The organism is uncultured Microbacterium sp., assembly GCF_963521695.1.
Lineage (GTDB): Bacteria > Actinomycetota > Actinomycetes > Actinomycetales > Microbacteriaceae > Microbacterium.
The window spans coordinates 1-9,328 of record NZ_CAUQWC010000136.1; the positions used below are offsets into that span (position 1 = coordinate 1).

Annotated in this window: 9 protein-coding genes; 2 read left to right on the forward strand and 7 right to left on the reverse strand. The window is 70.2% G+C overall.

Going from position 1 to position 9,328, the window contains the following annotated elements:
- A partial coding sequence (locus RWP81_RS10775) for an aminotransferase class I/II-fold pyridoxal phosphate-dependent enzyme (protein WP_314455969.1) occupies positions 1-1,121 on the forward strand: 1,121 nt, incomplete at its 5' end.
- Positions 1,122-1,196: 75 nt separating this feature from the next.
- Here RWP81_RS10775 and RWP81_RS10780 read toward each other — a convergent pair.
- The 6 genes from RWP81_RS10780 to RWP81_RS10805 form a co-directional block, all read right to left on the reverse strand.
- Positions 1,197-1,406, reverse strand: a complete 210-nt coding sequence (locus RWP81_RS10780; protein ID WP_314455971.1) for a TOBE domain-containing protein — start codon at positions 1,404-1,406, stop codon at positions 1,197-1,199.
- A 102-nt stretch (positions 1,407-1,508) separates the two neighbouring features.
- Positions 1,509-2,417, reverse strand: coding sequence for a siderophore-interacting protein (locus tag RWP81_RS10785; protein WP_314455973.1), 909 nt, complete (start codon positions 2,415-2,417; stop codon positions 1,509-1,511).
- Positions 2,401-3,255, reverse strand: coding sequence for an ABC transporter ATP-binding protein (locus RWP81_RS10790; protein ID WP_314455975.1), 855 nt, complete (start codon positions 3,253-3,255; stop codon positions 2,401-2,403). The genes RWP81_RS10785 and RWP81_RS10790 overlap by 17 nt, the downstream gene beginning before the upstream one ends.
- 37 nt (positions 3,256-3,292) lie before the next feature.
- The gene (locus RWP81_RS10795) at positions 3,293-4,369 is read right to left on the reverse strand and encodes an iron chelate uptake ABC transporter family permease subunit (protein ID WP_314455977.1); all 1,077 of its coding nucleotides are present in this window, start codon (positions 4,367-4,369) and stop codon (positions 3,293-3,295) included.
- Positions 4,366-5,412, reverse strand: coding sequence for an iron ABC transporter permease (locus RWP81_RS10800; protein ID WP_314455979.1), 1,047 nt, complete (start codon positions 5,410-5,412; stop codon positions 4,366-4,368). Before RWP81_RS10800 ends, RWP81_RS10795 begins: the two co-directional genes overlap by 4 nt.
- Before the next feature lie 28 nt (positions 5,413-5,440).
- Positions 5,441-6,463 (reverse strand): iron-siderophore ABC transporter substrate-binding protein, encoded by a 1,023-nt coding sequence (locus RWP81_RS10805; RefSeq protein ID WP_314455981.1) that lies wholly within the window; start codon positions 6,461-6,463, stop codon positions 5,441-5,443.
- Between the two features lie 268 nt (positions 6,464-6,731).
- On the opposite strand from RWP81_RS10805, the gene RWP81_RS10810 reads away from it, so the two are divergent.
- A complete protein-coding gene (locus RWP81_RS10810) occupies positions 6,732-8,330 on the forward strand; it encodes an ABC-F family ATP-binding cassette domain-containing protein (protein WP_055955111.1) in 1,599 nt (532 codons plus the stop codon).
- A 113-nt stretch (positions 8,331-8,443) separates the two neighbouring features.
- On the opposite strand, the gene RWP81_RS10815 is transcribed toward RWP81_RS10810, so the two are convergent.
- Positions 8,444-9,328, reverse strand: coding sequence for an SURF1 family protein (locus RWP81_RS10815; protein ID WP_314455984.1), 885 nt, complete (start codon positions 9,326-9,328; stop codon positions 8,444-8,446).

Consider the following 9,328-nt stretch of genomic DNA (forward strand, 5'->3'; position numbering starts at 1 on the left):
GTCAGCGAACGAGCACGAAGTGGCGCTCGTACGGTGACGACGTGATCCCCATGTTCGTCGCCGAGACCGACTTCGCATTGGCTCCCGGCATCACGGCTGCCCTTCACCGCGCGGTGGAGATCGGCGACACCGGGTACACCCCGCCGCGGCCGGGGATTGACCTGGACTTCGCGGACTTCGCCGACCGTCACTGGGGTTGGCGTCCTGACCCGTCGCGCATCCGCTGGACGGGCGACGTGATGATGGGGGTCGTCGAGGTGCTGCGTGCCGTCACCTCGCCCGGCGACCGCGTGATCGTCACCCCGCCGGTGTACCCGCCCTTCTACGACACGGTCGAAGAGGCGGGCGCGGTTGTGGAGCGGGTTCCCCTGATCGACGACGGCGCGGGCTGGCGACTGGATCTCGAGGGAATCGAGCGGGCCTTCGCGGCCGGCGCGCGATCGCTGCTGCTGTGCAACCCGCACAACCCCACCGGCACGGTGCACACGCGTGAGTCATTGGCCGACCTCGCACGATTGGCGCACCGCTACGGGGCGACCGTCGTCAGCGACGAGATCCACGCGCCTCTCACGCACGCCCCCGCGGTGTTCACCCCGTTCCTGGATGCCGCGCCCGAGGCGACCGCGGTCGGGTACACCGTGACGAGCGCGAGCAAGACCTACAACCTCGCGGGGCTGAAGTGCGCGGTCATCGTGACCGGTGCCGAGGAGACCGCCGCGGTCGTGCGCGCGCTGCCCTGGGAGGTGGAGTGGCGTGCGGGGCTGTTCGGCGTCATCGCCAACCGTGCCGCCTTCTCGGCCGACAGCGACGAGTGGCTGGAGGGGCTGTTGGCCGCTCTCGACCAGAACCGCCGCCTGTTGGCGGACCTGCTCGCCGAGCACCTCCCGCTCGCGCGGTACCGCATCCCCGACGCCGGGTTCCTCGCCTGGGTCGACGTCTCGGCCTACGGGTGGGGGGAGAACCCCGCGCCGTTCATCCGCCGGGAGGCGAAGGTCGCGCTCCACCACGGCCCGCTGTTCGGCGACGAGGGCGTCGGGCACGTGCGGATCAACGTGGGATGCGCGCCCGAGGTGCTGCGCGAGGCGATCGAGCGCATCGGACAACTTGTACCGCGAGGCTGATCTCGACGCCGACCGCCGGCATCCCGAGCGTCTCGCAAGCTCGGCGGTCGAAGACGACGTGATGCGGGGAGTCAGTCAGTCCTCGACGGCGACCATGACGTCGGACGCCTTGACCACGGCGTATGCCTCGACGCCGACGGCGAGCCCCAGCTCGTCGACAGCGTCGTTGGTGATCGACGCGGTCACGATCGAGCCGCCCACATCGATACGAACGTGAGCTGTCGTCGCCCCCTTCGTGATCTCGACGATGGTGCCCTTCAACCGATTGCGCGCGCTGACACGCATGGGTGCTCCTTCGTGTGGCGACGTCGCCCACGGTGGGCTGTCCGACTCGTCGCCCACCCTAACGGCCGCCGGGGGCGAGGGAGCGCGGCATCCCGTGTCTTGTCAGAACTCGGCGCGGCCCGTTCGCCAGTACCCCATGAAGGCCACGGCGCGCCGGTCGACGCCGCGCTCGGTCACGAGGTGACGGCGGAGCGTCTTGATCGCCGACGCCTCGCCCGCGAGCCAGGCGTACAGCGGCGCCTTCTTCAGCGCCGCGCCGCCCTTGGCCGTGCGCGGGACCTCCCAGAGCATGCCCTCGTCGATGTCGACCTCCTCGACCTCTTCGCCGTGCCCCTCGGGCGTCAGCGCGTAGGCCGCCTCCCGCGTCGCGGTGACGAGATGGCCGTGGCGTTCGCCGTCGGCGCGAGAGGCGACGTGGAACGCGAATCCCGGATGCCGGGGGAGGTAGGCGCAGTCCTCGGGGTCGGGCACCTCGAGCACCACCGTGCCCGTGGCATCGGCGGGGAGCTGTTCGAGGATCACGGCGATCGCCGGCGCGGCGGTCTCGTCGCCCGCGAGGAGGTAGTCGCCGGTCTGTGCGGGAGGGACGAAGTCGACGCCGAGGCTCACTTCGGTCAGCGCGGTGGTGGGGGCGAAGACCAGCACCTCGTCGCCGACGCGCGCCTTCTCGATCCATGCCGAAGCAGGTCCGAGCACCTCGTGGGCGACCATGTCGATGTCGATCTCGCGATCGGCGCGTCGCACGGCGCGGGTCGTGTAGGTGCGGAAGGGCAGGCGCTGCTCGTCGGGGAGCTCGCGCCAGGCTGTCCACCAATCGGCACCGATCGGCATGGCATCCAGATCCAGCGTCTCGGTGGGGAAGACGACCTTGATGCGCTGATCGAAGCCGGGGTCGCCGTACTCGTGGAGGTCGTCGCCGGTGAACGTGAAACGTCGAAAGCTCGGCGTGAGGTCGGTGATGCGGGCGAGGCGGACGCGGAAGAAGCGGGAGGTCTCACGAGGGGAGGACATCGAGGGGCTCCTGAACGGTGTCGGCGGCGGGCACGCGTGGGCTGACGTGGTGGCGGCCGCGGGGGAGGACGAGCGGGGTGCCGGAGACGGGGTCGGGGACGACGAGGGCGTCCAGTCCGAAAACCTCGCGGATGAGCTCGGAGGTCATGACGGCGGTCGGATCTCCGGCGGCGATCACGTGACCCTCGCGCAGCGCGATGAGGTGATCGGCATAGCGGGCGGCCATGTTCATGTCGTGCAGGACCATCACCGTGGTGGTGCCGCGGTCGCGGTTGAGATCGGTGAGCAGGTCGAGGACCTCGACCTGGTGCGCGACGTCGAGGAAGGTCGTCGGCTCGTCGAGCAGCAGGATGTCGGTCTCTTGGGCCAGCGCCATGGCGATCCACACGCGCTGACGCTGCCCGCCGGACAGCTCGTCGATCGAACGGTCGGCGAGGGCGCTGAGGCCGGGCGCGGCGAGGGCCTCGCCCACGACCGCGTCGTCACGGGCGCACCACCGGGCGAGCGCGCGCTGGTGGGGGTGGCGTCCGCGGCCCACCAGGTCGGCTACGGCGATGCCCTCGGGAGCGATCGGGCTCTGCGGGAGCAGGCCGAGGATACGCGCGACCTCCTTGGAGGGGCGTTCGTGCAGCGCCTTGCCGTCGAGCACGACGCGCCCGGCCTTGGGCGGAAGCAGACGTGCGAGCGCGCGGAGGAGGGTGGACTTGCCGCAGCCGTTGGCGCCGACGATCGCGGTGATACGGCCGGCGGGGAAGGTGATGTCGAGGTCGTCGACGATCGTGCGGTCGCCGTACGCGAGAGTGAGTCCCTCAGCGGTGAGCGTTCGGTTCGCGGTCACGAGAGGGCTCCCTCGGGGTGGGAGCGCGCGGGGGTGGTCACAGTGAGCCTCCGGAACGGTTGGTCCTGATGAGGAGGTAGATGAGGTAGGGCGCGCCGAGCACGCCCGTGATGACGCCGACGGGATAGCGGTTGTCGAAGGCGAACTGTCCGAGCAGGTCGCTGAGCATGACGAGCAGGGCGCCGACGAGACCAGCGGGCACCAGGAGCGAGCCGCCCGGCCCGATCAGACGGGCGGCGATGGGGCCGGCCATGAACGCCACGAACGCGATGGGGCCGCTCGCCGCGGTGGCGACGGCCAGCATCACGACGGCGCCGACGATGAGCAGCACACGCGTGCGCTCGACTCGAACGCCGAGACCGGCGGCGGAGTCGTCACCCAGGCGCAGGACGGCGAGCCCGCGGGTGTTGGCGACCATGAGCGGCAGAACGACCACGACGGTGGCAGCCAGGGGCAGCAGGCGCTCCCACGAGGCGTTGTTGAGGCTGCCGGTGAGCCACTGCATCGCCGTCTGCAGATCCCAGTTGGCCGCGCGGGTGAGCATCCAGGTCGTGACGCTGTCGAGCATGGCGGCGACGCCGATGCCGATGAGCACGAGTCGCGTGCCGGTGAAGGCCCCGCGACGAGACAGCAGATAGATGGCTCCGGCCGTGGCCAGGGCACCGACCAGGGCGAACGCCGAGACGGCGGCATCCGAGAGGGAGAAACCGATGATCGCGACGACGGCGAAGGCGCTGGCACCCGAGGAGATGCCGATGATGTCGGGGGAGGCGAGGGGGTTACGCAGCATCGTCTGGAACGTCACGCCGGCCATGCCGAAGGCGAGGCCCGAGAGCAGTCCGAGACTGGCGCGCGGAAAGCGGAGTTCGCCGATGGTGAAGGAGGCGCCCGGCACCGTCTGACCGAGGATCACGCGGATGACCTTGTCGGGGGTGTAGAAGGTGTTGCCGACCATCAGCGTCACGACGTAGACCACGACGACCGCGCTGAGCAGGATCGCGGCCACGAGCGTCCGTCGACGCGCGCGGCCGCGCCGGCCGCGGACGAGCGCTGCGACATCGGGCACGGATGCCGTCGCGGCATCGCCCCGGGGCGAGAGGGTCTGCGTGCTCACAGCTCACGCACCTTCTGCCGGCGGACGATCCAGATGAAGAAGGGGGCACCGATCAGGGCGGTGAGGATGCCGACCTCGACCTCGGTGGGGCGCGCGACGAGGCGGCCCACGACGTCGGCGCCGACGAGGAGGATCGCCCCGCCCAGAGCGGAGAAGGGCACGAGCCAGCGGTGGTCGGTGCCGATGAGCATGCGGCAGACGTGGGGCACCACGAGGCCGACGAAGGCGATGGGGCCCGCGACAGCGGTGGCGGCGCCCACGAGCACGACCGCGCCGGCGGAGGCGATCAGGCGCGTGCGCCCCACGTGCTCGCCGAGCCCCGTGGCGACGTCGTCACCGAGCGCGAGGGAGTTCATACCGCGGGAGCAGAGGACGCAGACGAGGCCGCCGATCAGCAGGACCGGCAGGACGACCTGCACGCGCTCCCAGGTCGCACCGCCGATGCCGCCGATCTGCCAGAACCGGAACACCTCGAGCAGGTCGACGCGGGGGAGCAGGATCGCGCTCGACAGCGAGCCGAACGCGGCCGTGGTCGCAGCTCCCGCGAGGGCGAGCTTGAGCGGGGTCGCGCCGCCGCGACCGAGCGAGCCCACGGTGTAGACGAAGACCGCGGCGACCGCCGCCCCCACGATCGCGAAACCCATGTATCCGGTCGAGCTGGAGAGCCCGAAGAAAGCGATGCCGGTGACGACGGCGAGCGCCGCCCCGGCGGAGACGCCCAGGATGCCGGGGTCGGCGAGCGGATTGCGGGTGACGGCCTGCATCGTTAGCCCCGCCATGGCGAGGGCGGCGCCGACGAGCAACCCGAGCACGGTGCGGGGCACACGGGCGATCACCGCGGCTTCCCCGACGCCGCCCCCGCCGGTGAACGCGGAGGCGATCTCGGTGAGGGAGACATCGCGGGTGCCGAGGGCGACGGATGCCGCCGACACCACGACCAGGCCCCCCGTGAGCACCAGCACCCACAGAAGGCGGCGACTCGCCGGACGCCGCAGGGAGGCGGCATCCGGGAGTGCGTCGACGACGGGGGAGCGAGTGGTCACGAGGGGCGCGGTCCGGTGAGGTGGGGGATCAGCCGACGGCGGTGGTCAGCAGGTCGAGGTACTCGTCGAAGCCCCAGCTGATCGACAGCGGCGAGGGGTTGGCCGAGGCGGCGAGGGGGGTTCCGTCTTCGAGGACGGCGATGTGGCCGGCCGCGATGGCGGGGATCTGCGACAGCAGCGGGTCGGCCTGCAGCTGGGCGACGGTGGAGCCGTCGGTGTTGCCGTAGGTGATCCACAGGCCCACGTCGCTGAAGACATCGGCGTTCTCGGAGCTGATGTCGCTGTAGAACGCGTCGATCTCGGCGGAGGTCGTCGTCACCTGCTCGGGCTCGGGCATGCCGAGCTCGTGCAGGTAGCCGGCGCGCGGGTCGTGCGAGGTGTAGTACGTGATCTTGCTGAGATCGGTGGGGTCGGTGAAGGCGAACAGCGGCGCGACGTCGGCGAGCTCCGGGTGCGCGGCGAAGGCCTCCTGCGACTCGGTCTTGATCTGTTCGATGAGGGCGTCGCCCTCGCTCTTCAGGCCCAGTGCCTGGGAGTTGAGCTGAATCATCTGATCGAGCGTGGTGCCCCAGGCGGCGTCGGGGTAGGCGACGACGGGCGCGATCTTCGACAGGGTGTCGTAGTCCTCCTGCGTCAGGCCCGAGTACGCGGCGAGGATGACGTCGGGCTGCGTGTCGGCCACGGCCTCGAAGTCGATGCCGTCGGTCTCGTCGAAGAGCACGGGGGTCTCGCCGCCGAGCTCGGTCAGCTTGTCTTCGACCCAGGGGAGGATGCCATCACCGTCGTCGTCGCCCCAGGTGGCCTTCGCCATGCCCACGGGCACGATGCCGAGTGCGAGGGGGACCTCCTGGTTGGACCAGGCGACAGTGGCGACGCGCTCGGGCTTCTTCTCGATCACGGCCTGGCCGAGGGCGCTGTCGACCGTGACGGGGAACACGCCGTCGGACCCCTGCGCCGCCTCTCCTTCGGGGGACGCGGACGTACCGGCGCAGCCGGTGAGGACGAGGGCGGAACCGACGGCGAGGGCCGCCAGAGCGCGGAATCGGGACACAGAGAGCCTCCTGTGATCTAAGTAAGGACAGGCTTAGCTTAGGTCAGCAATCGGGTGAGAACGCAAACCCGGATGCCGAGACGGGGGTCGAACGGTTCGACGCCGAGCTATCCGACGGGGGAATCCGGATTGCGTACGCTCACGCGGCATCCGGGGTGCGCGGCCGCACGGTGAGAACGCTGTCGGGGGACGTTCGGGAAGGCGACTTATACTGGTTGGCTGGCCATTGTCTGGCCGCTCCCCAAACCCCGAAGAACGGACGTTCGCCGTGCTCGCCGTACATGACCTCGAGATCCGCGTGGGTGCCCGCGTGCTCATGTCCGATGTGGCGTTCCGCGTCTCCGACGGCGACAAGATCGGTCTCGTCGGGCGCAACGGCGCCGGCAAGACCACGCTGACGAAGGTGCTCGCGGGCGATCTCCTGCCCTCGAACGGCGGCGTCGACCGCTCGGGAGAGCTCGGCTATCTGCCCCAGGACCCGCGGTCGGGCGACCCCGAAATGCTCGCACGTACGCGCATCCTCGACGCTCGCGGCCTCGGTTCGCTTGCGCTCGGCATGCATGAGGCGTCGCTCGCCATGGCCGACGACGACGCCGCGGTCGCGGCGAAGGCGATGAAGAAGTACGCCAACCTCACCGAGCGATTCGAAGCGGCGGGCGGGTACGCGGCCGAGGCCGAGGCGGCATCCATCGCCCACAACCTCTCGCTTCCCGACCGCATCCTCGATCAGCAGCTGAAGACCCTGTCGGGTGGGCAGCGTCGTCGCATCGAGCTCGCGCGCATCCTGTTCTCGGACGCCCGCACGATGATCCTCGACGAGCCGACCAACCACCTCGACGCCGACAGTGTCGTGTGGCTGCGCGAGTTCCTCAAGGGCTACAAGGGCGGCCTCATCGTCATCTCGCACGATGTCGAACTCGTCGGCGAGACGGTGAACCGCGTCTTCTATCTGGATGCCAACCGCCAGGTCATCGACATCTACAACATGAACTGGAAGAACTACCTGCGCCAGCGGGTGGCCGACGAAGAACGCCGCAAGAAGGAGCGCGTCAACGTCGAGAAGAAGGCCACGGCGCTGCAGTTGCAGGCCGCGCGCTTCGGCGCGAAGGCGTCGAAGGCCGCCGCCGCCCATCAGATGGTCGCGCGCGCCGAGAAGATGCTCTCCGGCCTCGACGAGGTGCGTCAGGACGAGCGGGTCGCGAAGCTCCGCTTCCCCAAGCCCGCGCCCTGCGGCAAGACGCCGCTCATGGCGTCGGGGCTGTCGAAGTCGTACGGATCGTTGGAGATCTTCACCGACGTCGACCTCGCGATCGACCGCGGGTCGCGCGTCGTCATCCTGGGTCTCAACGGCGCCGGGAAGACGACGCTGCTGCGCATCCTCGCGGGTGTCGACCAGCCCGACACCGGCCAGCTCGAGCCCGGTCACGGCCTGAAGATCGGCTACTACGCGCAGGAGCACGAGAACCTCGACGTCTCGCGGTCCGTCCTCGACAACATGATGTCGGCCGCGCCCCACATCACCGCGACCGAGGCCCGCAAGGTGCTCGGATCGTTCCTGTTCGTCGGCGACGACGTGCTCAAGCCCGCGGGGGTCCTGTCGGGTGGCGAGAAGACGCGCCTGTCGCTCGCGACGCTGGTGGTGTCGTCGGCGAACATGCTGCTGCTCGATGAGCCGACGAACAACCTCGACCCCGCCTCGCGCGAGGAGATCCTCGGCGCGCTCGCGCACTACGAGGGCGCCGTCGTGCTCGTCTCGCACGACGAGGGTGCCGTCGAGGCGCTGAACCCCGAGCGCGTGCTGATCCTCCCCGACGGCGTCGAAGACATCTGGGGCCGCGACTACGCCGATCTGATCACGCTCGCCTGATCTCGCTCGCCTGATCTCGCTCGCGGGGCGGATGGATGCCGGGGCGCCGGCGTCCACGAGATCACCGGGGCACCGGCATCCGCGCGATCACCGGAGCGCCGGCATCCGTGAGGTCACCGGGCGTCGAGCAGGGCGTCTTCGTCGTCGGCGTCGCGGTCGCGCGGACGCTTCCGCAGGCGGTGCAGGGCGACCGGGTCGACGCGGCGGGATTCTTTCGGCGCGGTCTCGGCCGCGGGGACCGGGGTGGAGTCGTCTTCGGCGTCTTCCCGACGGAGTCTGCGCTCGTTCACGATGACGTAGCCGATGAAGGCGAAACCCATCACCGCGAACAGGATCCACTGGATCGCATATGAGAGGTACGGGCCCGGATCGTTGCTCGGCGGGTCGATGGTGAACGGAGCCGTCGCCGGAGCGGGGGTCTCCGACATCAGCAGTCCGTAGGCCCCCTGCTCGAGCGGCCCGGTCTGCTCGGCGACCAGCCCGAGGTTGATCGTGGGCACCTGGCCCGGCTCAGCCGATCGACCCGAAGTGGGCGCCGCCTCGTCGGGACGAAGGCGCACCTCCACGGTGACCTCGCCCGTCGGCGGCACGGGGATCTCATCGGGTGCCGATTGGCTGTTGCCCGGTGGCAACCATCCGCGATCGACGAGGACGATGCGGCCGTCGTCGAGACGGAAGGGCACGAGCTGCTCATAGGCCGCGGAGCCGCCGTGCGCGCGATTGCGCACGAGGAGTTGCTCGTCGGCGAGGTAGCGGCCCTCGAGGCGCACCGGGCGCCATTCATCGTCGGGATTCAGCTCTGCTCCGGGGGCGAGCACCCGCTCCAGAGCGACGGGGGCCGCGTCGTAGTTGTTCTCGACGAGCTGCAACTGCTCGGTGCGCTCGGCGTTGCGCGAGAACTGCCAGTTCGACAGGAACGCGCACGCGATCGCGAAGAGGATCGCGACGCCGACGTACATCGCCCACCGGGCGGCGGCGGGGGTCTCGCGGGCGCTCAC

Excerpts from the sequence above, each read along its gene's own strand:
- RWP81_RS10780 (WP_314455971.1), bottom strand. The coding sequence starts at position 1,406 with ATGCGTGTCAGCGCGCGCAATCGGTTGAAGGGCACCATCGTCGAGATC.
- RWP81_RS10785 (WP_314455973.1), bottom strand. The coding sequence starts at position 2,417 with ATGTCCTCCCCTCGTGAGACCTCCCGCTTCTTCCGCGTCCGCCTCGCC.